Annotated in this window: 28 protein-coding genes; 14 read left to right on the top strand and 14 right to left on the bottom strand. The window is 52.3% G+C overall.

All coding sequences use genetic code 11. The features are described 5' to 3' along the window. Positions 1-227: 227 nt before the first annotated feature. Positions 228-1,655 carry a sugar porter family MFS transporter gene (locus tag OC597_RS18265; RefSeq protein ID WP_261260192.1) on the top strand — a complete coding sequence of 476 codons (1,428 nt, stop codon included), beginning with the start codon at positions 228-230 and terminating at the stop codon, positions 1,653-1,655. A gap of 45 nt (positions 1,656-1,700) precedes the next feature. Next, on the top strand, positions 1,701-2,537 hold the full coding sequence (locus OC597_RS18260; RefSeq protein WP_262209900.1) for a TIM barrel protein: 837 nt from the start codon (positions 1,701-1,703) through the stop codon (positions 2,535-2,537). 82 nt (positions 2,538-2,619) lie between these two features. On the opposite strand, the gene fetB is transcribed toward OC597_RS18260, so the two are convergent. The 3 genes from fetB to OC597_RS18245 form a co-directional block, all read right to left on the bottom strand. Then, entirely contained in the window at positions 2,620-3,393 is a 774-nt protein-coding gene (gene fetB / locus OC597_RS18255) for an iron efflux ABC transporter permease subunit FetB (protein WP_207979750.1), read from the bottom strand. After that, positions 3,380-4,057 (bottom strand): iron efflux ABC transporter ATP-binding subunit FetA, encoded by a 678-nt coding sequence (fetA, locus tag OC597_RS18250; RefSeq protein WP_261260194.1) that lies wholly within the window; start codon positions 4,055-4,057, stop codon positions 3,380-3,382. The genes fetB and fetA overlap by 14 nt, the downstream gene beginning before the upstream one ends. Positions 4,058-4,240: 183 nt before the next feature. Further along, positions 4,241-4,522, bottom strand: a complete 282-nt coding sequence (locus OC597_RS18245) for a FaeA/PapI family transcriptional regulator (RefSeq protein WP_261260195.1) — start codon at positions 4,520-4,522, stop codon at positions 4,241-4,243. 1,168 nt (positions 4,523-5,690) lie between these two features. Here OC597_RS18245 and OC597_RS18240 point away from each other — a divergent pair. The 9 genes from OC597_RS18240 (at position 5,691) to OC597_RS18200 (ending at position 14,596) form a co-directional block, all read left to right on the top strand. Continuing rightward, positions 5,691-6,221, top strand: coding sequence for a fimbrial protein (locus OC597_RS18240; protein WP_099063462.1), 531 nt, complete (start codon positions 5,691-5,693; stop codon positions 6,219-6,221). A gap of 88 nt (positions 6,222-6,309) precedes the next feature. Next, positions 6,310-6,861 (top strand): fimbrial protein, encoded by a 552-nt coding sequence (locus OC597_RS18235; protein ID WP_261285829.1) that lies wholly within the window; start codon positions 6,310-6,312, stop codon positions 6,859-6,861. A 98-nt stretch (positions 6,862-6,959) separates the two neighbouring features. Then, positions 6,960-9,461 carry a fimbria/pilus outer membrane usher protein gene (locus OC597_RS18230; RefSeq protein ID WP_262209897.1) on the top strand — a complete coding sequence of 834 codons (2,502 nt, stop codon included), beginning with the start codon at positions 6,960-6,962 and terminating at the stop codon, positions 9,459-9,461. 19 nt (positions 9,462-9,480) lie between these two features. Then, positions 9,481-10,236: a fimbrial biogenesis chaperone gene (locus OC597_RS18225; RefSeq protein ID WP_410001346.1), complete on the top strand. Its 756-nt coding sequence runs from the start codon at positions 9,481-9,483 to the stop codon at positions 10,234-10,236. A gap of 11 nt (positions 10,237-10,247) precedes the next feature. Then, positions 10,248-10,862, top strand: a complete 615-nt coding sequence (locus OC597_RS18220; protein ID WP_261285831.1) for a fimbrial protein — start codon at positions 10,248-10,250, stop codon at positions 10,860-10,862. Beyond that, the gene (locus OC597_RS18215; protein WP_261285832.1) at positions 10,840-11,784 is read left to right on the top strand and encodes a fimbrial protein; all 945 of its coding nucleotides are present in this window, start codon (positions 10,840-10,842) and stop codon (positions 11,782-11,784) included. The genes OC597_RS18220 and OC597_RS18215 overlap by 23 nt, the downstream gene beginning before the upstream one ends. A gap of 11 nt (positions 11,785-11,795) precedes the next feature. Beyond that, positions 11,796-12,323: a fimbrial protein gene (locus OC597_RS18210; protein WP_262209896.1), complete on the top strand. Its 528-nt coding sequence runs from the start codon at positions 11,796-11,798 to the stop codon at positions 12,321-12,323. 24 nt (positions 12,324-12,347) lie between these two features. Next, positions 12,348-13,982 (top strand): PglL family O-oligosaccharyltransferase, encoded by a 1,635-nt coding sequence (locus tag OC597_RS18205; RefSeq protein ID WP_262209895.1) that lies wholly within the window; start codon positions 12,348-12,350, stop codon positions 13,980-13,982. A 2-nt stretch (positions 13,983-13,984) separates the two neighbouring features. After that, positions 13,985-14,596: a helix-turn-helix transcriptional regulator gene (locus OC597_RS18200; RefSeq protein ID WP_261463666.1), complete on the top strand. Its 612-nt coding sequence runs from the start codon at positions 13,985-13,987 to the stop codon at positions 14,594-14,596. 14 nt (positions 14,597-14,610) lie between these two features. Here the strand turns inward: OC597_RS18200 and ctlX are convergent, their stop codons facing one another. Next, a complete protein-coding gene (ctlX, locus tag OC597_RS18195; protein ID WP_262209893.1) occupies positions 14,611-15,537 on the bottom strand; it encodes a citrulline utilization hydrolase CtlX in 927 nt (308 codons plus the stop codon). A gap of 143 nt (positions 15,538-15,680) precedes the next feature. Between ctlX and OC597_RS18190 the strand changes: the two genes are divergently transcribed. After that, on the top strand, positions 15,681-16,103 hold the full coding sequence (locus OC597_RS18190; protein ID WP_085119906.1) for an Lrp/AsnC family transcriptional regulator: 423 nt from the start codon (positions 15,681-15,683) through the stop codon (positions 16,101-16,103). On the opposite strand, the gene OC597_RS18185 is transcribed toward OC597_RS18190, so the two are convergent. The 3 genes from OC597_RS18185 to OC597_RS18175 are packed head-to-tail and all read right to left on the bottom strand — an operon-like array spanning position 16,100 to position 17,101. Beyond that, on the bottom strand, positions 16,100-16,435 hold the full coding sequence (locus OC597_RS18185) for a DMT family transporter (protein ID WP_261285838.1): 336 nt from the start codon (positions 16,433-16,435) through the stop codon (positions 16,100-16,102). The two genes, OC597_RS18190 and OC597_RS18185, sit on opposite strands and share 4 nt — an antisense overlap. 27 nt (positions 16,436-16,462) lie before the next feature. Next, positions 16,463-16,762 carry a hypothetical protein gene (locus OC597_RS18180; protein WP_261260208.1) on the bottom strand — a complete coding sequence of 100 codons (300 nt, stop codon included), beginning with the start codon at positions 16,760-16,762 and terminating at the stop codon, positions 16,463-16,465. Between the two features lie 33 nt (positions 16,763-16,795). Continuing rightward, positions 16,796-17,101 carry a DUF406 family protein gene (locus OC597_RS18175; RefSeq protein WP_261260209.1) on the bottom strand — a complete coding sequence of 102 codons (306 nt, stop codon included), beginning with the start codon at positions 17,099-17,101 and terminating at the stop codon, positions 16,796-16,798. A 353-nt stretch (positions 17,102-17,454) separates the two neighbouring features. Between OC597_RS18175 and OC597_RS18170 the strand changes: the two genes are divergently transcribed. Beyond that, a complete protein-coding gene (locus OC597_RS18170; protein ID WP_261260210.1) occupies positions 17,455-17,901 on the top strand; it encodes a universal stress protein in 447 nt (148 codons plus the stop codon). A 152-nt stretch (positions 17,902-18,053) separates the two neighbouring features. On the opposite strand, the gene OC597_RS18165 is transcribed toward OC597_RS18170, so the two are convergent. From OC597_RS18165 to OC597_RS18140, 6 genes are all read right to left on the bottom strand, one after another. Then, positions 18,054-18,338, bottom strand: coding sequence for a hypothetical protein (locus OC597_RS18165; RefSeq protein WP_261260212.1), 285 nt, complete (start codon positions 18,336-18,338; stop codon positions 18,054-18,056). Positions 18,339-18,869: 531 nt separating this feature from the next. Beyond that, positions 18,870-19,472: a PqiC family protein gene (locus OC597_RS18160; RefSeq protein ID WP_262209889.1), complete on the bottom strand. Its 603-nt coding sequence runs from the start codon at positions 19,470-19,472 to the stop codon at positions 18,870-18,872. Next, positions 19,469-21,118 (bottom strand): PqiB family protein, encoded by a 1,650-nt coding sequence (locus OC597_RS18155; protein WP_262209888.1) that lies wholly within the window; start codon positions 21,116-21,118, stop codon positions 19,469-19,471. The genes OC597_RS18160 and OC597_RS18155 overlap by 4 nt, the downstream gene beginning before the upstream one ends. Next, positions 21,115-21,720, bottom strand: coding sequence for a paraquat-inducible protein A (locus tag OC597_RS18150; RefSeq protein ID WP_261260215.1), 606 nt, complete (start codon positions 21,718-21,720; stop codon positions 21,115-21,117). Before OC597_RS18150 ends, OC597_RS18155 begins: the two co-directional genes overlap by 4 nt. Continuing rightward, positions 21,713-22,348, bottom strand: coding sequence for a paraquat-inducible protein A (locus tag OC597_RS18145; protein ID WP_261260232.1), 636 nt, complete (start codon positions 22,346-22,348; stop codon positions 21,713-21,715). The genes OC597_RS18150 and OC597_RS18145 overlap by 8 nt, the downstream gene beginning before the upstream one ends. 148 nt (positions 22,349-22,496) lie before the next feature. Then, the gene (locus OC597_RS18140) at positions 22,497-23,159 is read right to left on the bottom strand and encodes a DUF3313 domain-containing protein (protein ID WP_262209886.1); all 663 of its coding nucleotides are present in this window, start codon (positions 23,157-23,159) and stop codon (positions 22,497-22,499) included. A gap of 258 nt (positions 23,160-23,417) precedes the next feature. Here OC597_RS18140 and OC597_RS18135 point away from each other — a divergent pair, with 258 nt between their 5' ends. Further along, positions 23,418-24,044 carry a TetR/AcrR family transcriptional regulator gene (locus OC597_RS18135; protein ID WP_261260217.1) on the top strand — a complete coding sequence of 209 codons (627 nt, stop codon included), beginning with the start codon at positions 23,418-23,420 and terminating at the stop codon, positions 24,042-24,044. 419 nt (positions 24,045-24,463) lie between these two features. On the opposite strand, the gene OC597_RS18130 is transcribed toward OC597_RS18135, so the two are convergent. Beyond that, positions 24,464-25,324, bottom strand: coding sequence for a hypothetical protein (locus OC597_RS18130; protein ID WP_262209884.1), 861 nt, complete (start codon positions 25,322-25,324; stop codon positions 24,464-24,466). Positions 25,325-25,336: the final 12 nt, after the last annotated feature.

Here is a 25,336-nt window from a genome sequence, read left to right as displayed (position 1 = left end):
CAAAGGGGTCGCCGGGTAACACGGGTGGACTGTTTGCGGTTTTTTTTGAACTGGATCTAAAAATCAATATTTCATTATTCACTAATTATGAAATAAATGTCCTTGTTTAGCCCAGATTATTTCGAATATCACCGCCTTGATGACAGGCACGGTTCACACCCTTCCGCCTCCCTCTTCCCTACAACCTACTGCGCGGGTGGAAGCCAGGATAAAAATCGGAGCAACACATGTCACATCAGCGTAAGCATAATACCGGGTACATACTGCGAATTTGCGGCATTGCGGCACTCGGCGGCATTCTGTTCGGTTACGATACCGCCGTGATCTCCGGCGCCATCGATGCCCTGAAAACCTATTTTGACCTCAGCCCGGCGGAAACCGGCTGGGCGGTTTCCAACGTGGTGATCGGCTGTGTGGTCGGCGCTTTTGGCGCCGGGCCACTGGCGGCACGTTACGGCCGCAAAAAGGCTCTGATGCTGGCAGCGGTGCTGTTCACCATTTCAGCGGTGGGTGCTGCCCTGGCCGCCACCTTCACCTGGTTTGTGATTTACCGCATTATCGGCGGTCTGGCCGTGGGCATCGCCGCCACCGTCTCACCCATGTACATGTCGGAAGTCTCGCCAAAAGACATGCGCGGTCGAGCGCTCAGCATGCAGCAGTTCGCTATCGTGTTCGGCCAAATCGTGATTTTCTACGTTAACTTCAAAATCGCCAGCATCGCCAGCGAAGCCTGGCTGGTGGAGATGGGTTGGCGCTGGATGATAGGGTCGGAAGTGATCCCCTGCATGCTGTTCCTGATGCTGGTATTTATCATTCCGGAATCACCGCGCTGGAGCGTGATGGTCGGCCGTGACGATCAGGCTTTGGCGATGTTGACCAAAGTCTCCAACGCCGCCCATGCACAAAGCGTGCTGCAGGAAATCAAAGACTCACTGCAGCAGGACCAGCAAAACAGCCGGCAAAAGCTGAATTTCGGCGACGTACGGGTGCGTTTTATTCTGTTTGTCGGCTGCATGATCGCCATGCTGCAACAGGTCACCGGCGTCAACGTGATGATGTACTACGCGCCAATGGTGCTGAAAACCGTCACCGAAAACGCCCAGGAAGCGCTGTTCCAGACCATTTGGATTGGTGTGTTGCAGCTGGTCGGTTCGGTGATTGGCGCCATGCTGATGGATCGCATAGGCCGCATTCCACTGATGCGTTACGGCACCCTGGGTGCCATCGCCGGGTTGCTGATCACCTCTTATGCCCTCTACACCCAGGCCACCGGCTACTTTGCCCTGTTCGGCATGCTGTTCTTTATGGTGTTTTATGCCCTGTCCTGGGGCGTCGGCGCCTGGGTTCTGGTATCAGAAATCTTCCCTAACCGCATGCGTGCACAGGGCATGAGCATCGCCGTCGGCTGCATGTGGCTGGCCAACTTTGTCGTTTCGCAGAGCTTCCCGATGATCAACGACAACCCTTATCTGTTCTCCAGCTTCCACGGTGCCTTCCCAATGTGGGTCTTCGCCGCCTGCTGCCTGTTTAGCTACTGGTTTATCAGCCGCTACATTCCTGAAACCAAAGGCGTCTCGCTGGAAAAAATGGAAGACGTGGTGATGGCCAAACGCTATCGCCAGCCGCAACCCGAAACACAAAGAACGCCGCTGTAAGTCGGCAAAACTCAGGCTTCTCACATTATTCAGGAGTAATGCATCATGACCATTGCGCCAGACCGTTTTTGCATCAACCGCAAGATCGCGCCAAATCTGGATTTGGAGCCGTTTTTCAGCCTGGTGAAAAGATGCGGGCTCAGCAAAGTTGAGCTGCGCAACGACATGCCGAGCGGCAAGGTGACCGATAACCTGAGCAACGAGCAATTAAATGCGTTGGCGGCAAAATACGGTATCGAAATCATCACCATTAACGCCCTCGGCAGGTTTAACCTGCTGGACGATCAGGCCGGGTTGCTGAAGAACGCCGAAGCGCTGTTGTCGCAAGCTCAGGCGATCCATAGCCAGGCATTGGTGCTGTGCCCGCACTGCAGTGCTGACGATCGGCGCAGTGAGGATCAGAAAAAAACCGACACGCTGGCAGCCCTGAAGCTGCTGGCGCCGCTGTTCAAGCAATACGGCGTGCAGGGCTATGTCGAACCGCTGGGGTTCGGCATCAGTTCACTGCGCTCATCCTTGCTGACGCAGTCCCTGATCCGCGATTCAGGCGCGCCGTACAAAATCGTGCTGGATACCTTCCACCATTATTTAAGTGATGTGGCACAGCCTGAGTTTGATGCGCAGATTCAGATCGAGGGTATTGGCCTGGTGCACCTTTCCGGGGTGGAAGATGCACGAGACAAAAGTGCGCTAAGCGACGAAGAACGCATCATGCTGAGTGACCGGGATCGGCTGGAGAGTAAAAAACAGGTGCAGAACCTGGAGCGCCTGGGCTACACCGGCATTTACGCCTTCGAGCCGTTCTCTTCGCAGTTGGATAGTTGGACAGTGGCGGATATCGAACGTGAAATCCGCCAAAGTATCGCTCTGCTGCAAGGGTAATGGCCACAGCGTAGGGGTCGAGCATGCTCGACCTGATTTCACCGGGCGCAGCGTGCAGCGCCCTACCCCTATTTTTATGACGCTATTTCAGCGTGCTCACCACCAGTTGGTGACGGGCGTTGTAGAACTTACGGTAGGCCAGGTAGCAGGCGATAATGGTCGACAGGCTGGCGGTGGAAAGCAGCATAAAAGTCACCATAATCTGGTACTTAATCGCCTTCACCGGATCAATACCGGCGAAGATCAGGCCGGACATCATGCCCGGCAGGCTAACCAGCCCAACGGTTTTGGCCGAATCCACCGTCGGGATCAACGAAGCGCGGATGCTGTCGCGGATCAACGCCGCTGAGGCAAACTTCGGTGATGCCCCCAGGCTGAGCATCTCCTGAATTTTCTGCTGATCGCTTTTAAAACGCTGCCCCAGGTTGTTGTAACACAGCCCGACCGCCACCATCGCGTTGCCGGCCACCATGCCGGAAATCGGGATCACCTGCATCGGGGTAAACTCTATCGAGCCGGTCAGCACCAGCACCACCAGGGTTAAAACCGCGCCGGTGGTGATGGCTATAAACGAAGTCATAAACGCATGATCGATATATTTACTGCGTTTTTGCGCGTTGTAAGCCGCGTTAAAGCAGATAAACAGCACCATCAACACCGTCAGAATGGCGTTGTTCACATCAAAAATATATTTCAGCACGTAGCCGACAATAATCAGCTGCACCACCGCCCGGCAAATACTCCAGATAATGTCTTTTTCCAGCGCCAGCTTTTCTTTATGGCTGATTAAAATGGCGATAATCACCAACACCATCGACAGGGCCAGGGATTCATTGCTGATATTATGCTGGTTCATTGGTTTTCTCCTGTGCCCGGGCACCCTGCGCGCTCAGGGTAATGACATCATCCGCATGCTTGATTTCGTCTTTATCATGCGTGACCCACAACACCGCCACGCCATGCTGCGCCACCAGCTGATGAATAATCTCGTTAACGTTACGTTTGTTATCTTCATCCAACGCGCTGGTGATCTCATCCAATAACAACACCTTGGGCATAAACTGCAGATTGCGGATCAAGGAAATACGCTGCTTCTCCCCGCCCGATAATTCGTTAACGCTTTTTTTCAGCATATTTCCCGGCAACCCGAAACGCACCAGATCGGCCTGCATTTTTTGCTCGTCCGGCTTTTGCTTACGGATCTGGTAAGGCAGCGCAATATTGTCATACACGCTGTCGCCAAACAGCGAGGGCGTTTGAAAACAGTAAGATACCTGTTGGCGATATTCTTCCGGCGCGATATCGGTGATGGCCTTACCGGCAAAGATAATTTTTCCACGGGTCGGATCGATCAGCGAGGAAACGATTTTAAGCAGGGTACTTTTTCCACAGCCGGACGGCCCGGTAATCAGTTTAAATTCCCCTGAATGCAGGCTGAAAGACACTGAATCCAGAATAACCTGCTCACCTATTTGATAATGAATATCATCCAATAAAAGTATTTCTTTGCTTTCCTTCATTTAAGCCCGCATCCCTCATGAAAATATTTGCACTCAGGCCGCCAGTATAGAGCTTAAAAAAATGCGCTGGCAATGGTTGGTCATGCATCGTAACAATGGCGTCGGGCTGAGGAGCATTTCGCTCCACCAGCCCTGTATTGATTCACTGTGAAAGGTAGTCAAAAACACAAAACAGGAAAGGAATTACCGTTTTTTGGGTGATGCACAAATATACCAGCGTAACGAATTATTGATGCTGCGATGGGTACAACTCACTTTCCCCTCTTTTTCCAGTGCCAATAACAACGTCCGCGTGGTGTAAATGTTCTCGCCGCATTTGTCTGCCAACTCCCTGGTTTTAGGCCAGTGTTCTGGTTCCGGTGGATGATGCCCGCCCGCCCCCGCCGCACGTTCCATACACAGTTTTCGTAACACGTTTAGCATATGTGACTTCCTGATTTCATATGTTATCGGCGCCTTGGCCATCGCGTTCTCCTTGAGTTACTTTTGCCTGCTCCTGTCCTGCGGCAGCACGTCGGCCACCCGCAGGGTGTAAATCATGGTGGCTCCCGGTGGAATGGCCGGGGGGCTGTCATCGACATTAGTGCGAATGTCGGCATATCCGGGGCGTTAGACAGCGGCCCGTTAAAATAAGACCCACCGACTCTGGTCGCTTGGTGGATTAATATTCTTAAGCGAGTTAACGCGTTGCTGACAAAACGAGATGCGTTACTCTTCAGCTTTTTCCTTAGGATTATTCTGTGAAACTTTTTTCACAGCTACGTTACCCGTGCTATTTTTCCAACGCAGTTGGACAACAGTAAGCAGATCATTATCAACGCGACCGTAGCGACTGCAGAACGGCGAGTGAATCATTAATTATGGTAATCATTCCGTTTATCATTCTTTAATTATCGCTTAGGCCATTATTATGTTTCGCGGCCCTTTTTTGATCTGCCAGACCACGATTAATCCTAACCAGCCAAATAACAAAAAATCGCAACAACAGGGGATTTTGGTAATAATCACGCCCCATCGGCATTGTTATAATTTTGTTAATTTAAAAAATGAAACCCCCATCGTCATAATGAATAAAGGCCGTATTCCAAGCCAAAAACATCGGCATTCCAACCTTTCAAAACAACGAGTTAACTTTTAACTTATGATTAACAGACAGAATTCATCATCTGCTGTTTGAGAGTGATATTATCAAAACAATATTGTTAATTGTAGTGTGATGGACAACTCTGCCGATCTAATATCTCGCATATTGCTATTTATACAGTCATTTATTCTGCATAATATTTGTATACGATCTATTGATTTTCAATAATATATATTTCTTTTTCCTTTTGGTTTTATATTCTGTATTTGACTTAAATTAATAAAAGGTATTTCCAAGCACACCTATTATTTGCAAGAATAATCCCAGCAAAACGCTATGGCGATTTACCTGTTTTTATTTTACAGATTTTGCCTATACGACTTCTCAAACCTTTCGTTATTTACCCATAAATAACGGGTGGTGGCGTATTGCCCAGAGCAAAAGGATCTGGCTCCAACTACCACGTCGGCGACATGAGGTTGCCGCCGTGGCGGGGGATTTAGATGTGCTGTTCTTTTTATTTAAATACTCTCTACAGGAAATTGAGAAATGAAACTGAATAAATTAATGCTGGCAACCATGATTGCTTTCGCTTCTGCATCTGTTGCTCACGCCGCATCTAACCAGGGCAGCGGTAAAGTTACTTTTACCGGTGAAATTATTGATGCGCCATGCAGCGTAGCACCGGGTTCTGTTGAGCAAACCGTGCCAATGGGTCAAATCAGCAGCCGTCTGTTGGCCAAAGAGGGTAAATCCAGCTCTGAGCCATTCAGCATTGAACTGAAGGATTGTTCTGTATCGACCATGAATAACGTCAAAGTGACCTTCACCGGTACACCGGACTCAGATAACAACAAATTGCTGGCTCTGAGCGGTACCGCCACCGGCGCTGGCATCATGATCTACGACAACCTGCACTCCAAAGACGTTGAACTGGGCACCGCGACCGATGGTCAGGGCCTGACCGAAGGCAATAACTCTCTGAAATTTGCCGCTTACCTGCAAGGTAGCAGCGCTTCTGGCGCAGTGGTTCCAGGCGAGTTCACCAGCGTTGCAAACTTCACTCTGGCTTACCTGTAATCCCTGGCTGGGGATGCCCCTGTGGTATCCCCGCTTTGCCTGCACGGACATTGGGTTACGGGACCAACGGCAACAGGGAGACGCCGGCATGACCAACCAGATTTGGAGTGTATTGCTTCTTGCGCTCAGCGTTTGCAGCACAGAGGCGACGGCAAAAAATCAGGGCCACGGCACACTCAACCTGGGTGGCGAGATCGTCGAAACCCCCTGCGGGATTGCCAGTGAAAGCCTGGATCAAACCGTTGATTTCGGGCTGATATCCATGACCGATGCCGCGTTGGACGGACAGCCGGTTCTGATCGGCAGCCGCCGCAACTTTGAGATCAAACTGGTGAATTGTGAATTGGCCAGCACCGTAAAACCCGATTTTATCTACCGCGCAGCCACCGTCACCTTCGACGGTACGGCTGACAGTCGGGATCCTGCTTTATTGGCCGTTTATGGCGAAGCGCAAGGCGTGGCTATTGAGCTGCTGACCGCCGACGGCATCCCGATACCGCTGGGTAGTACCACGGCGGATTACCAAATTGTCGCCGGCAACAATACGCTGCGCTTTGGCGCTCAGCTACGTATTCATCCTGACAGGGCACGAGCCGGCGGATTCAGCTCACTGGCGAAATTCACCCTGTCTTATCTGTAACGCCTCGTTAGGCGGGTACCGCCATCAGGTACTGAATGACATCACGTATTACGTTTTCAGGTCGTACAGGATGACCTGCTATTGGGCGCGGATTTGCCATGAGTGATTATTCTATGACGTCATTACTGACACGGAAAAAAATACCCCTCACCGTCATTCTATCTTTCCTCTGGGTGCATCCGGCTTTTTCCGCCACGGAATTTAATACCGACGTATTAGATATTGCCGATCGCAGCAAAGTGGATTTATCGCGTTTTTCCGATGCCGATTACGTCATGCCCGGTACCTATTTGCTGGATATCAAGATCAACCAAAAAACCCTGCCGCAGCGCAGCATCCAGTATTATTCGTCACCGGACCAAAACAACCGTTCTCGCGTCTGTCTGCCGCCGGATCTGGTTGAGAAAATGGCGTTGAAAGAAGAAGTCGTCAAAAAAATCACCCTGTGGCACGACAACAGCTGCGCCGATATCAGCGGCATTAAAGGGGCCACGATTTCCGACCGCATCGGCAGCGGCGTGTTGGCGATTACTATCCCGCAGGCCTGGATGAAGTATTCCGATCCGGACTGGACGCCGCCGGAGCAATGGGACGACGGCATTCCCGGCTTGTTGCTGGACTACAGCATCAGCGGCCAGATCGGCAAACAGAGCCACAATAATAACACCGCACAAAACCTCAGCAGCTACGGGACCATGGGCGCTAACCTCAGCGCCTGGCGCCTGCGTGCCGATTATCAGGCCAACTACAACCAGCAGGCCGGTGAGCGTGACAGTAATTTCGACTGGAACCGGATTTACGCCTATCGCGCGCTGCCGATGCAGGCCGCCAAGCTGACCCTCGGCGAAATCTATCTTGACTCGGGGATATTCGACTCCTACCGCTTCACCGGTCTTAACCTGGCCAGTGACGAGCGTATGCTGCCACCAAACCTGCAGGGTTATGCGCCGGAAGTCCGCGGCATCGCCAAAAGCAACGCCAAGATCACCGTGTCGCAAGAAGGCCGTACGCTGTATGAAACCACCGTGCCCGCCGGGCCGTTCGCCATCCAGGATCTCAACAGTTCGGTACGCGGCCGGCTGGATGTGAAGGTGGAAGAACAAGACGGCAGCGTTTCAACCTTCCAGGTAGATACCGCCACCATTCCTTACCTGACTCGCCCTGGCTATGTTCGCTACAACGTCGCCGTAGGTAAGCCCTCGGCTTACGATCACCGTACACAAGGGCCGGTGTTCTCCACCGGCGATTTCTCCTGGGGACTAACCAGTGCCTGGTCACTGTACGGCGGCGCACTGCTCAGCGGCGATTACAACGCCTGGGCGCTCGGCCTGGGCCGCGACCTGAACGTATTGGGTGCCATGTCGGTGGACGTGACGCAATCCATCGCTCGCCTGCCCAACGAGCCCACCGCCAGCGGCCTGTCATTCAAGGTCAACTACGCCAAACGTTTTGATGAGATGAACAGCCAAATCACCTTTGCCGGCTACCGTTTCTCACAGCGCAAGTTCATGAACATGTCGCAGTACCTGCAAGAACGCTACAGCGACTACGACGAACGCTACGACGGCCGCCAGAAAGAGCTGTACACCATCACCGCCAGCAAAACCTTTATGGCAGAAGACAACGCCAAAGCGATCACCGCTTACCTGACTTATTCGCACCAAACCTACTGGGATGCCAGGGCACAGGATCGTTACGGGGTGTCCGCCAGTAAATTATTCAACGTCGGCAATGTCAGCAACATCACCGCATCGCTGTCGGCCTATCGCACCACCTATCACGGCCGTACCGATGACAGCACGATGGTGAATTTCAGCGTACCTATTGGCGATCGTCGGCAACTGGGCTATTCGCTGCAAACCAGCAACAGCGACGTGACACAGACCGCGTCTTATAACGACTACAGCGATCCGAACAACACCTGGCAGCTCAGCGGCGGCTTTAATCAGTCCGGCAAATCACTGACCAGCGGCTATTACAGCCATAACGCCTCGTTCGGCACACTCAATGCCAGTGCTTCTTACCAACAGGACAGCTATTCGTCGATAGGCGGTACCTTCCGCAGCGGCATTACCGCTACCCGACATGGCGTAGCCGCACACCAAAACTCCAGCAACGGCGGCAGCCGGATGATGCTGGATACCGACGGCATCGCCGGGGTACCGATCAATAACGGTCGCGCCTACAGCAACCGCTTCGGCCTGGCAGTGATCTCCGACATCACCAGCTACTACAACACCGACACCCGCATCGACGTCAATACTCTGGCGGACGACGTGGAGGCTACCCGGGCCGTAGTCCAGGGCACGCTGACCGAGGGTGCCATCGGCTACCGTCACTTTGAGGTGGTGAAAGGCAGCAAGCTGCTGGCCACCATCAAACTGGCTGACGGCAGTGAACCGCCGTTTGGTGCCATGGTGCTGAGCGAACGTGGCCGTGAAGTGGCGGTAGTGAACGACGGTGGTTCGGTCTACCTGACCGGCGTGCAGCCGCAAGAGCAGTTGGACGTCGCCTGGGAAGGCCAACGCCAGTGCCGCATTGTCATACCGACTGCCGCCAAGCCGCTGGACCAGCTATTGCTGCCCTGCACCAAACTGTAATCCGTAACACAGAGAATTAATGATGATGAACAACTTCCCGTTAGTAAAAATGGCCGCGCTGGGCCTGGTATTGACCGCTGCAGCCCCTGTTGCCAATGCGGCGATATCGCTGGATCGCACCCGTGCCGTCTACCTCAGCGACGCGAAATCGATCAGTCTGAATATCGTCAACGAAAACAAGGAACTGCCTTTCCTGGCTCAGTCCTGGCTGGAAAACGAGCAGCACCAGAAAATCACCTCGCCGTTGGTGGTGCTGCCGCCATTGCAAAGGGTTGAAGCCAATGAACGCAGCGTGGTGCGCATCACCAAGACGCCAGAGGCCGACCGCTTGCCGCAGGATCGTGAATCGGTGTTCTATTTCAACCTGCGAGAGATCCCGCCAAAAAGCAGCAAAACCAATGTGATGCAGTTGGCGCTGCAAACCCAGATCAAACTGTTTTACCGGCCGAAGGCTATCGTCGCGCCGAAAGGCGAAGTGTGGCAGGAGAAACTGGTGTTCCGCAAAAATGACGGCGGCTTCACCATTGAGAACCCTACGCCGTTTTACATCACCCTGACCGGTATGACCCGCCAGACCGAGAAACAAGGCGGCGGTGCGCTCGGTGAGTTTAAAGCGGTGATGCTGAAACCAAAGTCCAGCGAATCCGTCAAGCTGCGCGACAACGGGCTCAACAGCTTTGTCGTCAGCTATATCAATGACTACGGCGGTCACCCGGAGCTGCGCTTCGTCTGCAATGGCAGCGTCTGTAATGTCGTGCCCGATGCGAAAAAATAAGGAGATAGCACATGGCTGAATTCACCGGCGGCCGTCTGCGGCCACTGTTGCTCGGCGCGTTGCTGCTCACCGGCAGTGCGACGGCGGCAACGCCATTGGGTGTGATCCAAGGCACCACCGGCACCGTCAGTTTTCATGGTGGCCTGCTCAGTTCCCCCTGCAGTCTGACGCCGGACAGCCAGGATCAGGCGATTGATTTGGGTGACGTCAACGCAAGTGATTTCCAAAATGCCGGAGATCAAAGCGCGCCGGTGCGTTTTCGTCTCTCCTTTCGCAACTGCCTGCTGGGAGCCAAAGCATTGGCAGATAACCCGGCAGGCCCCCGCAATGGCGACGCCGAACAGCTTTATTTGAAGGGCGAACAGGCCGTTACTCTGGTGTTTCTCGGTGACAGCGATGTCAATAACCCGGATCTGCTGAAGCTTAACGGCGGTGTGCAGGGCGTCGGCCTGCGGTTGAAGGATCAGCAAGGCCGCGCGCTGTCGCTTAACCAGCAGAGCCGCCCCTACATTCTGCAGCCCGGCAGCAATACGCTGTGGTTCAGCGCTCAAGTCGAGTCCACACAGAAATATCCCCTGGCAAATCAATTCAACGGAGTGGTGCATGTTCAATTGGTCTATTTATAAACGCCTGCTGCTGTTGAGCAGTCTGACGATGCCGTTCAGCGTACAAGCTCTGGAATGTCATCTGGATAGCGCCAATGGCATTACAGAAGAAAGCGAAGATATCGGTCAGTTAAAGATCCCGGCGACCCTGCCGATCGGCGAACGGCTTTGGACTTCGCAGCCGATGAGCCGCAACGTAGTCTGCTGGGGCTACTCCAACGTGCCGCAAGGGGAATGGGTGTATTTCTATCCGAACCCGGATAAAAAACTGTTCGCCCCAGGCATTTCCATGGGCGTCATTTATAACGGCACTGACCTGGGTCTGATCACCACCGCTGCCCAAACAGATATGTTCCGCAAACCCAATCAAAAGGAAATGGGCCACGTCAACTATCAAGTCTATCTGCAAAAAACCGGAGACATCACGCAGGGGGGTTCCAGCCAGATTTCGATCTTTCAACTGGATGGGGTCAAGGGCCTCAATAATAAACCGGGGAAAAACTACCGATTTACTCTGACCGGACTGGACAAGATCCAGGTGATCCAATGTTCCGCATCGGTGGAGCTCACCACACCGGAAGGCGTCAACTTTGGTGATGTCCCGAGCTGGAAACCCAATGCCGGCACGGTAGCAAGTAAAGATTTTACCGTATTGATCCGTAAAAATGGCTGCAGCGACAAATTCTCACTGAACGCTAACTTTATGGTGAAAAGCGGTTCGTTAGTCGATGCCACTGGCCTGGATATGGATAACGGCTCGGCATTGCGCATTTACGACAACACCAACCCCAAGTGGATAAAATACAACCAATTCGACAGTTTTGCCGATATGACTAACCGCGATCAGGTGCAGAAATCTTATACCGCATCGTTGCAGGCAACCGCCGAAGGAAAGGAGGGCGACTTTCAAAAAACCCTTATTTTGTTGATTAACTACATCTAATGGCGGCTGAAATGAAAAAATACGCTGTTATTACCACCTTGTGCAGCATCAGTTATTTATTTTCCTGCACCGCGGCGGCAGAAAATAAAGAAATCGATTTTTTCGGCACCGTGGTAAGCCGCCCCTGCAATATTGAACCGAAATCGGCCGATCAGGTGGTGGAGATGGACACGGTAATCGTCAAAACGCTGTACCGCTACGGCCATAGCAACCCGGTTCCCTTCAGCATCAAGCTGACCGACTGTAAAACGGCAGTGTTCAAATCCGTCAACGTGACCTTCAGCGGTACCGAAGACGGCGAGCTGCCGGGCAAGCTGGCGATTAATAACGGCACCAACGGCGCCGCTATCGCCCTGTTTGACCACCAGGGGGCGGATATTGATTTGAACCAGATCTCCAGCGCGGTGGCATTGCAGGATGGCGACAATATTTTGAATTTCACCGCCTATGTGCAGGGTCATCCCAGCGCGATACAGAATAAAACCATAACCGAAGGCGAATTCAGCTCGGTGGCCAATTTCGTGCTGGCCTACCAATAAGCCTGACGTTTGCAGGAACAAGTGATGATTTCCAAACCCAAAGCGGCCTGGTTATTCGGGCTGGCGGCGTTTTATTGCCTGATCGCCATGCATATTTACTGGCCCAATCGCGGCGGCAGTGGTTTTTATCTGCCATGGAATTTGGTCGGTGGGATTTTTATCGCCCTGGCTATCCTCGGCGCGATGCTGTTCAGCCGACCGCCGTTAGCCGTTTCCGGCTTTTTTAACTGGCTGGCGCTGGGTGGCCTGATTTTATCTTTGCCGCTGCTGTGGGCACAACAGCCCTGGCTGAGTGAAGCCTTGCCGCGCCTGCTGGGTTTGGCATTGGGCATTATGGCCTACTTCGCGTTGCTGCAGATCCCACTCGACCGCTCACGGCGGCGCAGGCTGCTGACATTGCTGCTGGCGGCGACGGTGATCGAAGCCCTGTTCGGCCTGGTGCAATACAGCCTGCTGCAACCGGGCAACTGGATCGGCTACAACAGTCTGAAGAATCGCCCTTACGGCATCTTCCAGCAGTGGAACCTGATGGCCAGCTTTATGGCCACCGGCCTGGCGTTGGCGCTGTATCTGCTGAGCAACCGCCGCCCCTTGTCGCGCAGCCTGCAATGGCTAAGCACCAGCATACTGGTGCTGGCACCGCTGTTGCTGGTGGTGATTGCCTCGCGCGTCGGCCTGCTGGCCGCCCTGCTGCTGTCACCACTGCAACTGTGGATGCTGTTCCGTATTAATCGCCGCCGTGCCGCCGCCGCTTTGTTACTGCTGATTACCGGGGTGGGTGTTGGCCTGCTACTGGTGCTGATCAACGGCGCGACGCGGGCGGTCACCGTGGCAGAGCCGATTTTCTACCGGTTGGCTTACTGGCAAGAAGCGCTGCGCATGATCGCCGAGCGCCCGTGGTTTGGCTGGGGTTACGGTCATTTTCAACACGATTTTCTGCATCATTTCTACACCACCCATAGCAGCGGGATGGAAAGCGTAGCGATCAGCCACCCGCATAACGAAATTTTGCTGTGGGGTATCGAAGGGGGCCTGCTCAGCCTGAGCGGCATCGCTATCGTCTGCTGGGGATTATGGCGTTTGCTGCAGCGCACCCGGGCCCTGCCATTGCGCCCCGCCCCCTGGATAGCGGCGCTGCCAATCCTGCTGCACATGATGGTGGAGTACCCACTTTATCTTTCCGCCGCCCATGCCGTGCTGCTGCTGGTGATCCTGCGTTCAGGCGATGTACGCCGCCGTTTGCGATTACCCCACCGCCCACAGCAAACGCTGCGCCTGCTGACCGGCATCGCCGCTGCACTGATGCTGCCCTATCTGCTTAACGGCCTGCACAGCGCGCTGATCATTACCGCGGTGGAAAAAACCGGCTTGCGGCAATTTGGCCCCATGAGCCGGGTGCTGACGCCGACGCCCTGGCAGGTGCGATATGACTACGATGTCCAGTTACAGCGGCTGCTGCAATATCCGCAAACCCGCGATGCCACCACCCTGTGGAGTTACCGGCAATGGGCAGAAAACGAAATCCTTGTGCGGCCGGACGCCAATATCTATATCAACCTGATAGCCGTCAGTCGCCTACTGCAACAACCCCAGCGGGCCGCCGATCTGCAGCGTCAGGCACATCGACTGTTTCCGCAAGATATGCGCTTTGAGGAGTAATCATGCTTAATATTCGGTTCACCCTGCTGGGCAGCGATAACTTTTATCAATTCGGCTTACGGCTGCTACTGGAAGAGTATCTGCAAGACCTGAACAGCAGCAGCCGTAGATATCCGATCGATCTGCAAAATCTGGAGCCGATCGAAATCGTGTTCCGCACTCTGGAAGATACCTGTGGTTGTGCCCGCTGCTACCAAAGCCCGCACCTGACAATGCGCCACCGGCAAATGACCGTGCTGGTCCTCAATGATCGTGATACCCGATATTCGCACGCCCATCCGGCACTATTCAGCATTAACCTGCGCGATGACTGCGCCATGGTTCGCAACAAGTTGCAGATGGCGCTGGAGCTCTTTTGCCAACAACCCTGGGTGGCTATGCACGCCAGCGGCATCTGGAAATGCCGGCAGTGCCGCATCGCCGCCCTGAGCAGTTGCGAAAAGAAAGTGCTGAAGCTGATGAGCACCGGTATGTCCGCCTGCACCATCGCCGGCATGTTAGACCGCAGCCAGAAGACCATCAGCGCCCATAAGCGCTCGGCGATGCGCAAGCTGAACGTAAACAAAAACACCGAGCTGAACAAAATGCTGTTGAATCAGATGGGGTTGAATTAAAACGACGGCAGGGATCAGGCTGCCGCCAGCTTCTTTTGCAGGAAGATCTCCGCCAGCATGCAGCGTGCGCCACCGCCGCCAAGATCTTCAATAATGTCGATCGGCCCCAGCGCCAGCCGGGCATAACCGCTTATCAGCCCCTGCTGCTGCGGGGTAAAACTGGCCCAGGCGCGGGTCGACATGGCGTAAACCGGGCTGCCGTCTTCGGCGCACAGTTCCAATACGTTGCAGGCGAACGCCTCCATCTGAGCGAAGCTGACGTCAATAAGGGTTTTTCCGCTGCGTTCCAGCGTGGCGATCAGCGCGTTTTTTTGCGCCTCATTACTCAGGCTTTCAAGACAAATAATGGCGAACTGAGCACCGACGCTCATCATCACGTTGGTGTGATAGATCGGTTGATTATTACGATCCACCGCGTCAAACCAGACAATCTTATAGCCGGAGTGACGTTCAAATTCGTGGCCTACCTCCGGCGAACTGCGGGAAGACAGGCAGCAGTAAGCCAGCTTGTGCTGGTGATCCAGGATCAGTGAGCCGGTGCCTTCCAGAAAGCGTCCGACCAGTTCGTGAGCGGAAAGATCGATACGTCGCTCAATCACAAAATCATTGGCGAGCTGCGTGATAATATCCTGGCGGCGTTCCCGTCGTCGGTTGAGCGCTTCCATCGGAAAGGTAAACAGGCTGCCGTCACCCAACAGGGCAATCCAGTTATTGGGAAATAATGCGTCTGGCGTTTCCTGTCCGCTAATCTCATCAATCACCCTGACATCGACACCGGCTTGCTGTAATGCAGCGACGTAGCCGTTAAAGGCAACCAATGCCTCTGCCATGTGATTTTCATTTTTCTGCGTAATCTTCTGGAAAAAATTGCTGAGCAGGGTTTCCTGATTGGCGGCAAAGCCAGACGGCCTGATCATAAAAACGGATTGGGTGGTTTGCATGATATTTCTCACCGGGTTCAGGATTTTCCAAGGGCTGGCACGACACCATTATGGATAATCAACTTGAAGCCAAACAGTGTGAAAAATGACTAAATTGCTCTATATTTTTACTAATCGCCACTCAACTGTGACACTTTGACTCCATGAACGATACCGATCGCCAGATCCTCGCGCTGCTGCGCGAAAACGCTCGAGCCTCCGTCACCGAGATCGCCGGCAAGGTACGAGTCTCACGCGCGACGGTACAAAAAAGAATTGAGGCGCTGGAAGCACAGGGGATCATCACCGGCTACACCATCCGTATCAAACCGGGCGTGGAACATAACCGCATCCGTGCCTGGATGTCTGTGGCGGTAGAAGGCACCAAGGCGCAAAGCGTGTTGCAACAGCTGCGCGGTGAGCCTTCGGTCTTCACCCTGCACACGACCAACGGCAAATGGGACATTCTGGTGGAGATCCGTACCGACAGCTTGGAGAACTTCGATAAAATTTTGGGTCGCATCCGGCGCATCGCCGGTATTTCCAATACCGAGACCAGCATCCTGCTGTCGACGCACAAGGCTTAGCCACTCAGAGGAGGTTTGACTACCCCAAATTTTAAACAGGCGATACCGCAGATAATGAAGACAAAACCCAACAGCTTGAAGGCCGATACCGACTCTTGAAATAACAGATAGCTCAGCGAGACGATCAGCAGGATGCCAATGCCTTCCCAGAGCGCATAAGCAACCCCCAGAGGAATGGTTCTGATTGCTTTGGCAAAGAAAAAATAGGAAATACATATTGCAACGAAGGTAATAAGGTGAAGTTTATCGCACTGGTAAATCTGTGCATACTTAATAAAAATGGTACCCGTCACCTCAAATAAAATAGCCAATAACAGCATAATCCATGGCATTATCCGGCCTGACAACTTAGGCCTAATTCAAGGCGGTGTTAATTTAAGATCGGCTGGACGCGCACGGAACCGCTCCTTGTCCTTTTCACACCAGTCAGGATCAATCAGGCTTAATTTCCCTTCAGTGATCTTTATAATACTTTCACCCGCCACCGCAGTCCCGTAGACAGATGACAATGCATCTGCCATCCCTCTGCCATACTTTTGGATAAAAGCCACCGCCAAACGGGGAGTTTCCGTCCCCTGATTAATATCGCAAATACGCCCCTGAATAAAACGGGTCAGCTCTCTCTCACAAATGACGATCGCTATTGTCATATCTTTCATGATATCAAACCTAAGAAATTAAACGGAAAGGTGTTAGTCGTGGATACGGTGTTGCATCTCCAACTCAAAGATAATCGCTTCTGCCTGACAGGAAAATGTCATGTCGATCCTGGCTATATACTTTTTATTCAATATCTTAATGGTATGAGCCAAATGACAAGGATACTTTTCGGATGCCACATTGTTGGCGCTGATTTCCATATCCTCAAAGTACTCCATGGCCTGTTCATAGCTGTCGAACCGGTTGGTGACAGTCACCGTGCAGTTTTCATTATCCAGCACCGAGCCAATATCGATGGAACATCCTTTGTCACTGCATTTATCCAGCACATCTTTCATTTTATTTCCTCGTCAGCCTGTTGTTTGCATCATGTTAATAATTAACTTTTTTGTTAAAAAAGTGAGGGAGCAAAAGCCGGACATCATCACTCCCCCAAAACCAGAAAATTGGATTCACAAATTGCATACTTTCGCTATCGCTACCTAGGATTAACTGATAACCACCTCCTTTGATTTTACGCTTTACGCTTACTTTGCTTTCGATGATTGATAATAAACATTGTTAACCGTTAAATTCAACGCTCAGGTTAATATAAAAAAGTTGTTATCATGACCGGTTATTCAGGTTTGATTTTAAAGCCTTCTAGGTAGACTCTATTATCAAGAAAGTCATCAAAGAAAAGGAGAGTCGTATGCTTTATAAAAATATACTTGTGGCATTGGATTTAAAAGATAACAACAAGAAACTGCTCGACCGTGCCCTTTCCCTCAGTAACGCTACTCAGGCTAAATTGTACGTGGTGCATGTTGGTGTCGATGTCGGTGAGCTTTATTCCGGCGTGGTGATCAATCACCTGGATAACTTTCAAACCCGGGTGGTTAACGATGACGTTAACCTGTTAAAGCAGTTTTTGAGTGATGGCGGCTATGACACTTCACCGATTGTTGAAGCGCTGGAAGTGGTCGGCGACTTTAATCGGGAGATCGAGAAAATCCTGTTTGAAAAACATATCGAGCTGCTGATCTGCGGACATCGGCATAATTTTCTGAGTCGGCTAATGCCGACATCCAGGCATCTGATTAATCATGCTAAAACCGATGTATTGCTGGTGTCACTGCCTGAAAAAATCGATAGCTGAGCGCCTGCGGTGCACACCAGGCACCGGGAAGATAACCGGGCCACAAAGGTCTCACTCCAGATTGGTGGGGGCAGCATGGTGTGCATGCTGAAGTCTCCGGATAAACCCTCACTTAACCTATCCGGCAACGTGGGCCTGGGTTTTGCCTACGACTACTGCGTATCTACGTCAAAGTGCAGGAACGCCAGTTGAACCACCCTGTCGATCGTATGTTCACTCTGTTGATTGAGGTGCAGATAATGCTGTAAATGCAGTAAATCAGCGATAAACGCGGCAATACCCAGTTCGGCTTCAACGATACCGGCTTGCTGCATAAACGGCAGGAGCTGCTGCGCGGCTTTCGCCGCCCGAATAAGATTGTCATCGCTATTGGCCTGGAACGGTCGCTCAGCAAAGGCGGCAATTAGGGTATTCAACTCAGGAAGCGCAGTTTTCATAATTACGCCCTACGGAGGTTGGCTAATGGGTTAGTTCATACCGCTCAGGAGCGGCATACCGTCATCATTAATTTTTCCTATAATCACTACCTCGCTCCCGATCATATTGATACGATGCATTTTTTTCATATTGCGAGCTGTAGTAATGCGGGCGGTTATGATGGCTCTGCTTGCCAAGGGATATACAACCACTTAATAGAAGTGTCGAAGCAACACAACCTGATACAATCATCTTCTTCATAGTCTTTCCCTAGGTATAAACGATAAAAAACGTTAAAAGTGGTGGCCCTCATTCATGTGAGATCACTGCTGGCCACCGTCTTATCCAAAACCTTACCAACCGATAGATAAACAGCCACTCAGTAAAAATACCGAAACAATACCGCAGCCCAGCAAGACTAACTTTTTCATGGCTTCTCCAATGACATAGGTATGAGTTGACACCAATAAAGAACCGTACAGTTTAGTTTTGCACTATTTTAAGACAGGCGTCAACAAAATATCGTTTCCCACCTGCTTAGCAGATTTATCTTATCGTTCGGAAATACAGCGACTCTGGTCATCAAGCGACCATTGTCGCGCAGTGGCTGCAATCTGAGTCGCCAGGCCGGCTATGATTTGTTGCTGGGCCTGTAGCATGGCGGTGTAGCCTGGCTCTGTGGCCTGGGAAAAACGACTGCTGCACACCAGCCGTTTGCCCTGTGAACTTAGGCTCCACCCCACGTCGAACTCGACTACGCGTCCAGGCCAGGTATCAAATCGCCGTACCTGGAGCTGTATTTTGATCGTCGGGGTTTCCTCCGTTTTGGCTAAACCGGCAACATCCTGCGTGCCGAGGCGTTGCATCAACCCGACAGAAAGTGCCGTCCGAATTTCGTCGCCAAGCGGGCTTAACCAGCGTTCATTATCCAGCACCCTGGCACCGCTATCCCCCTGCCGAACCACCAATTGCGGCACATCAATCTGTGACGGAATGCCGACTGGCAATACCGCAATGAGAAACGGCGCCGGCTGCACCGGTGTTGGCACCTCAGCGATGGGCGCCACCAGCGTATGATAATGCACCGATGGGGAGGAACAGGCGGACAGCGAAACCATCAGCGTTAGAAAACAAAACCGTGACAGTGAGATCATTTTTTCGTACCTGGCTGGGAAGAATAATAGCTGCCTTCGTTGGGCAGAGACGGATCCTCAGAACGACCTTGCAACAGCGACTCAGGGTGACGATCAAGCTGATCAGCCAGGTTACGTACTGCTCGCATCGCACGTAGGGCTTCCTGTAAGGACTGGCTAAATGTCAGTAGCAACGGTGAATCTTCCGCCAACAAATCCTGTGCGGTCTGGGCCGTCTGATTCATCTGCCTGAGCAGCTGGTTCGCCGCAGGTAATGTTTGTCCATTAACCTGTTTGAGGGTTTTATCTACCCCGGCCAGCGTGGCGTTCAAGTTCTGCGCTATCGACTCCAGTGGCATTTTATCAACCTTGTTGACGATGCTGGCGATCTGCTCCTGCAACCGGTCTAACCCCCCGTTGATGGTCGGCAGCATTAGAGGACGAGCGTGAATATCAAATGGCACCTTTGTCGCGTTAGGCATAAAATCCAGCGAAATATAGAGCTGTCCAGTGAGTAGATTACTTGGTGTAGCTTGTGCCCGCAGGCCATGCTCGACCAGATCACGGGTAAACGCCGCCGTTTCTTGCTCCAGTCCCTGAGTTGGCTTCGGCAATTTGCTCAGGACATTACCCAGCCTATTAGGGTAAACCTCGATGCCAACCACGGAAGGAAAGCGGTAGCCTTTTGGGCTGTAATCCAGATCGACCGAGACTACCCGGCCAATTTTAATGCTGGAAAACTCAACCGCCGCCCCCACTTCCAGGCCATGTAATGAACGCTCAAAGCGCAATTTGAACCGGATCGGTGGGCCATCAGGCGCAGCCAGCGCGGACTCCTGATCTTTCGCTAGGGCATATTCGCTCGTCGTACTGACAGAGGGCGTCTCTGCGGTGGTTTCAGGAGTCACAAAGGCGATCCCACCAGCCATGATGGCGGCGACCGTTTGCGTTCTAAGCCGGAAGCCGTTGGCACCGACGGAAAGATCCAGCCCACTGGCATTCCAAAAACGTGAGTTCGACGTCACCAGGTGATCGTAGGGGGCATCAATAAAAATCTGCAGGCTGACGCTCTTACCGTTCTCGTTCAATTGATAAGACGCAACTCGCCCTACTTGCACTCGCCGATAGTAGACCGGTGAACCGATATCCAATGAACCTAAGTCATCGGTCTTCACCACAAAGCGGGAGCCTGGCATATTGTTGATAATCGCCGGTGGGGACTCCAAACCGGCGAAGGTGCTGCCGGCATGAGGTGAACTCCCCTTGTCCACACCGATATAAGCACCTGACAACAGGGTATCGATGCCGGTAACCCCTTCGATACCGACACGCGGGCGTACCACCCAAAAACGGCTGTCGGCTCGGGCCAGGTCTTCGGCACTCTTGTTGAAGCTAACGGTAACTAAAACCTGCGAATCATCGCCATGCAGCCTGATGTCTTTGACAGTACCCACCGTCACGTCTTTATATTTCACCGCCGTTTTACCAGGCTCGAGGCCACTGGCCGTCTGAAAGGTAATAGTGATCTCCGGGCCGGTGGAGAGCCAGGTATGGACCAGCATCGAAACGCCAATCAGCAGTGCAACTGCTGGCACCAGCCAAATCAACGAAAACCGATGACGGCGAGTCATTTCCGGCTCACCGGGGTGTTGATGTATCGGGTTCAATTGTTATCACCTTCCCAGATCAGCCGGGGGTCATAGGCCATGGCAGACAACATGGTCAGGATGACCACCAGGCCAAAAAAAAGAATGCCGCTGCGCGGTTCAACCTCACTCAACGCTTGGAACTGCACCAGAGCAGATACCGCCGCTACCACTACCACGTCCAACATTGACCAATAACCGATCCCTTCAGTCATCCGGTACAACTTTGCCCTTTCGTGCATTGCCCAGGTATTTTGGTGTCGAGAGGCAACCAGCAGCAGGCCAATAGTCAAAAATTTCATACAAGGGATAACCACGCTGGCAGTGAAGATCAGCACGGCAATACCGTATGAACCGCCATGCCAGAAGTCGATCACCCCGGCCATGATGGTGCTTTCACTGCCGTTACCGAACAGGCTGGTGTACATCACCGGCAGCAGGTTAGCCGGGATATAAAGGATGAGAGCGGCAAGCAGCAAAGCCCATGAGCGTGCCAGACTATTGGGCCGCCGGTAATGCAGTCGGGTGTGACAACGCGGGCAACGGGGCAAACTACGGCACACTAATCTGCAAGTCGGGCAACCGACTACATTCATTTGCCGCGCATAGAGTGGCCTATTCATGATCCTCAGCCCCCGCATCAGGTGTTATCGGCATCAGCCGCCACAGAGGTTGAAGATCCTGGCTGCCGATAATGACTATCAGCAACATTAAGACCGCCATAGCCCAGCAACCAGGACCGGGAACCACCTGCAAAAAACCGGATAGTTTGATCGCCGCGACCAGAAAACCCAGCATGCCGACCTCAATCATGCTCCAGGGCCGCAACCATTTCAGCAACCTGATGGCAGTGATAAAACCCGGTGCACAGCGGCCCGTGTGGGCAAATATCATCACCCAACCGAACGCCGTGATTTGCAGAAAAGGGGCCACAATCAATAAAAACACCATGCATGCCGCCAGCGGCAGCATCGTACCGTCATTACCCAATGCGACAGCGGTCTGCCAAATAGTGGCAACATTTTGCACCGCATGGAAACTAACGCTGATCACCGGAAAAACATTAGCCATTACAAAGGTAACGCCGGTAGTCAGTGCCAGCGCCAACATCCGTTCGGTGTTAACCTGCTCAGTTCGGTAAAGAGTGCTGCGGCAACGCGTGCAACGCGCCTCATCCCCCGCCATGAGTGGCCGGTACCGATACAGGCTGTCGCAGTGCTGACATACCACCCAATGAGGTAAAGCTTTCATCATGTTAATGGGAGCAAGACTCCAGATAAGGAGTGAAAGCCGATAACCGACTTTTAACGCCGGTTACCAGCTCTGTTTCTATTATCAGACGCTATCTGGCCGTCTGTTTTCCCCTGGTGGTGGCTGACTTTTTCGCCCCTTATTGCCGTTACTTTATGATTTCCGTCAGCTCTTCAGCACCCTTATCGATCCCTACTTCTGCAGCACTCAAGGATCCGATGCTGGCACCAACATTCATGGCGTTCGGATACTGCTTGGCGACATAGGCATTGAGTAACTGCTGGCTGGAAGCGTCATAAATTTCGACGGCATAATTTACCGATCCGCTGAGCATCCCTTCTTTGCCACGTATGGACTGCACGATGTTGTAAGGCCCACCCGCCAGGTCAAACTTGGTGAAGGTGCCGACAAACGGCGTGGTTGTGTCTGCCCCGGTCAGAGTCAATTTCAGCCGGATGGTGCCGGGGGTCGGTACGCTGACTTCACGAAAGCGTGGACGCAATGCCTCGCTGAACTTGCTGTGCATGTAGTCCGCCAGCGCTTTACGGTCTTCGTCTGAGATATCGCCAAACTGGTTGTCTACCCCCTGATAGACGGTAACTGGCTCAATGATGATGTTGGAGTATTTTTTCCAGTCCACCGGTGTGGAATAACGGTAAGGAATACGGTCAGATTGATCGTCAGTGTTTGGCTTTAATTGAGCTGACGAATCAATACTGGCGTAGCGCGTCGGTGGGGTCCCGGCGCAGCCTACTAACGCTATGGCAAGTGCCAACACTGCCGGGCGAGAAACCTTGAGGTATGAGAACATTTAGGTGATCCTGTAGAAGATAACGCCATCAACATCGGTCAGAACGTGCTGTTTCAGCGGTAACATTCGCCCGCTGTGTACGCCCGAATATGCGACTATTACAGTCTGTACAGCGTTGTAGTTGACGGCTCCAACCGATGGATGTGTACAAATAAGCGCCAAAACAAAACTGTACAGTTGAGTTTTGCATTGATACTCTTCGGTTGTCAAGAAGATGTCTTTCTTGGCGTAATTTCCCGGTTTCTGACAGGAGAGATGATGAAAGTACGGACCAACCAGCGCCGTGATGCCATTGTGGAAGAGGCAGCAGCGCTATTTCAGGAAATGGGTTATGAGCGGGCGTCGATGAACGAACTGGCGAAACGCGTCGGCGGCTCAAAAGCGACGCTTTACGGCTATTTCCCTTCCAAGGAGGAATTGTTTACCGCTGTGGTTCGTCAATATGCCACTCAGCACCTGTCCGAAGCCGCCACTGAGTTGATCAATGACAATCGAGACAAGGAAACGTTGGAGCAAACACTGATACGCTTCGGCGAACAGATGTTGTTGATATTAACCAACGATAACAGCGCGATGGCGGTGTACCGCATGGTCGTTGCCGAGTCTGGACATTCTGACATTGGCACACTGTTTTACGAGGCGGGCCCGCGTGAGAGTGTGGAAAGACTCTCGGTGTTGATGTCTGCGGCGATGGATCGTCAGGAGCTGCGGCTGGCCGATCCATATCTCAAAGCGACACAGTTCCTCTCATTGCTCACTGCAGAGATTGATATGCGGGTGTTCCAGCGCGAATTGCAGCCTGTCGGTCTGTCACGCATCAAGGAAATGGTCAGCAATGCGGTAAGTATGTTTTTAGCCGGTGCAGCATTCAGAAAGAGTGTTTGAACGGCGCAGATTAGTCATCGTTGTGGGCAGGATGATCAACTCCTGCCCGACAAAATCCGGTTTGCCGTAAAATAACATCAGAAAAGATAATATGCATGTAGAAGCCTCCGGATAACCCCCCAAAAATTCAGCTTAGCCTATCCGGCAGTGTGAGCCTGGGTATAATTTAATATTAAAACGAAGCGGTAAGAGGTCGCGGTTATTTAAACTCTTCGCCATTAAACCAAAAATATAGAGCAAACAGACTCATAGCCAGAGTATAAAACCCCAAGAAAGAAAATTAGATAAATAACCATTTATGAAATAACTAGAATTACCGCCAAAGGCTATCCACAGCATCTGGCGGCGCAGATTAAGCACACCAATGGGGACGGTCATCTATACCGAATGGCTTAAATCTGATGAGAATAGAGATATTATCAGTCATCAGCCGGTATATCTGCCCATGCCATACCGTGCAACGCCATTAGTGCATCGACACAAGGCTGATGATCGGCCACCCACTTGCGTGCTGTTTTGTGTTGTTCCCACTTGATGTCCGTCAGGTGTGCCATGTCAAAACGCGGCATATCCTGCTGCTCCAATGGGTAAAGGTGTGGACGCACAATTTCAAACATCGCCTGCCCACAGGCCGCGATCGCCGCGACTATTTCGGCATCTTGCGTCGCGAGTTCCTGTTTGAAGTAAAACCGGAAAGGATGGGCCGACGAAGGCGGTTGGAAATGTGTGGAGTCCAACCCCAGACTACTGAGATAAATATGCGTTAACGAAGGGGCATGCTCGTTGGCACTACGGGGGATCATGATCACCGGGTAGCTTTCCAGCACACCGGTATCAGGTGAGTCTTTTTTAAAGATACATTTGAATAGCGTCTGATCGACCGGGATTTTTGAAGTATCCATACCGTTCTCTAGCCGATCACGATAATACTCCCGCATTTGTGAAGAAAACATCACGCCGTAGCCACTTTTGCCGCTGGGTTGGATATCGACCTTCAGAAAATCATATACCGGTAACGCCTGGTTATCGGTCTCATGCTCCGCACGGCAAAAAACCGACAGATAAGACAGTTGCAATGAGTCTGTCGGCGACGCTGTGGGATAATTGCGCTTGAACAACGCATTTGCGCGGTTCAAGAACCATGTAATGGCCTCGGGGCCGCTGTGTGCCAGATCGTTGATATTGTTATAGCGCAGAAAACCATTCGCATGGTCTTTTAATTCAGCCACTTGAAGATCTGGGGTAATGCATAGCTTCCGGGTAAAGAAAACGCTTTTCATAGTATTTGTCAC

The sequence above is a fragment of the Serratia proteamaculans genome (assembly GCF_946227095.1).
GTDB classification, from domain to species: domain Bacteria; phylum Pseudomonadota; class Gammaproteobacteria; order Enterobacterales; family Enterobacteriaceae; genus Serratia; species Serratia proteamaculans_E.
Note: the sequence above shows the minus strand (reverse complement) of the source record. Positions and strands in the feature narration are given on the sequence as shown.

What these genes read in the sequence shown, in the direction of transcription:
- OC597_RS18265 (WP_261260192.1), top strand. Translation starts at nt 228, where the DNA reads ATGTCACATCAGCGTAAGCATAATACCGGGTACATACTGCGAATTTGC.
- OC597_RS18260 (WP_262209900.1), top strand. Translation starts at nt 1,701, where the DNA reads ATGACCATTGCGCCAGACCGTTTTTGCATCAACCGCAAGATCGCGCCA.
- fetB (WP_207979750.1), bottom strand. Translation starts at nt 3,393, where the DNA reads ATGAACCAGCATAATATCAGCAATGAATCCCTGGCCCTGTCGATGGTG.
- fetA (WP_261260194.1), bottom strand. Translation starts at nt 4,057, where the DNA reads ATGAAGGAAAGCAAAGAAATACTTTTATTGGATGATATTCATTATCAA.
- OC597_RS18245 (WP_261260195.1), bottom strand. Translation starts at nt 4,522, where the DNA reads ATGGCCAAGGCGCCGATAACATATGAAATCAGGAAGTCACATATGCTA.
- OC597_RS18240 (WP_099063462.1), top strand. Translation starts at nt 5,691, where the DNA reads ATGAAACTGAATAAATTAATGCTGGCAACCATGATTGCTTTCGCTTCT.
- OC597_RS18235 (WP_261285829.1), top strand. Translation starts at nt 6,310, where the DNA reads ATGACCAACCAGATTTGGAGTGTATTGCTTCTTGCGCTCAGCGTTTGC.
- OC597_RS18230 (WP_262209897.1), top strand. Translation starts at nt 6,960, where the DNA reads ATGAGTGATTATTCTATGACGTCATTACTGACACGGAAAAAAATACCC.
- OC597_RS18225 (WP_410001346.1), top strand. Translation starts at nt 9,481, where the DNA reads ATGATGATGAACAACTTCCCGTTAGTAAAAATGGCCGCGCTGGGCCTG.
- OC597_RS18220 (WP_261285831.1), top strand. Translation starts at nt 10,248, where the DNA reads ATGGCTGAATTCACCGGCGGCCGTCTGCGGCCACTGTTGCTCGGCGCG.
- OC597_RS18215 (WP_261285832.1), top strand. Translation starts at nt 10,840, where the DNA reads ATGTTCAATTGGTCTATTTATAAACGCCTGCTGCTGTTGAGCAGTCTG.
- OC597_RS18210 (WP_262209896.1), top strand. Translation starts at nt 11,796, where the DNA reads ATGAAAAAATACGCTGTTATTACCACCTTGTGCAGCATCAGTTATTTA.
- OC597_RS18205 (WP_262209895.1), top strand. Translation starts at nt 12,348, where the DNA reads ATGATTTCCAAACCCAAAGCGGCCTGGTTATTCGGGCTGGCGGCGTTT.
- OC597_RS18200 (WP_261463666.1), top strand. Translation starts at nt 13,985, where the DNA reads ATGCTTAATATTCGGTTCACCCTGCTGGGCAGCGATAACTTTTATCAA.
- ctlX (WP_262209893.1), bottom strand. Translation starts at nt 15,537, where the DNA reads ATGCAAACCACCCAATCCGTTTTTATGATCAGGCCGTCTGGCTTTGCC.
- OC597_RS18190 (WP_085119906.1), top strand. Translation starts at nt 15,681, where the DNA reads ATGAACGATACCGATCGCCAGATCCTCGCGCTGCTGCGCGAAAACGCT.
- OC597_RS18185 (WP_261285838.1), bottom strand. Translation starts at nt 16,435, where the DNA reads ATGCCATGGATTATGCTGTTATTGGCTATTTTATTTGAGGTGACGGGT.
- OC597_RS18180 (WP_261260208.1), bottom strand. Translation starts at nt 16,762, where the DNA reads ATGAAAGATATGACAATAGCGATCGTCATTTGTGAGAGAGAGCTGACC.
- OC597_RS18175 (WP_261260209.1), bottom strand. Translation starts at nt 17,101, where the DNA reads ATGAAAGATGTGCTGGATAAATGCAGTGACAAAGGATGTTCCATCGAT.
- OC597_RS18170 (WP_261260210.1), top strand. Translation starts at nt 17,455, where the DNA reads ATGCTTTATAAAAATATACTTGTGGCATTGGATTTAAAAGATAACAAC.
- OC597_RS18165 (WP_261260212.1), bottom strand. Translation starts at nt 18,338, where the DNA reads ATGAAAACTGCGCTTCCTGAGTTGAATACCCTAATTGCCGCCTTTGCT.
- OC597_RS18160 (WP_262209889.1), bottom strand. Translation starts at nt 19,472, where the DNA reads ATGATCTCACTGTCACGGTTTTGTTTTCTAACGCTGATGGTTTCGCTG.
- OC597_RS18150 (WP_261260215.1), bottom strand. Translation starts at nt 21,720, where the DNA reads ATGAATAGGCCACTCTATGCGCGGCAAATGAATGTAGTCGGTTGCCCG.
- OC597_RS18145 (WP_261260232.1), bottom strand. Translation starts at nt 22,348, where the DNA reads ATGAAAGCTTTACCTCATTGGGTGGTATGTCAGCACTGCGACAGCCTG.
- OC597_RS18140 (WP_262209886.1), bottom strand. Translation starts at nt 23,159, where the DNA reads ATGTTCTCATACCTCAAGGTTTCTCGCCCGGCAGTGTTGGCACTTGCC.
- OC597_RS18135 (WP_261260217.1), top strand. Translation starts at nt 23,418, where the DNA reads ATGAAAGTACGGACCAACCAGCGCCGTGATGCCATTGTGGAAGAGGCA.
- OC597_RS18130 (WP_262209884.1), bottom strand. Translation starts at nt 25,324, where the DNA reads ATGAAAAGCGTTTTCTTTACCCGGAAGCTATGCATTACCCCAGATCTT.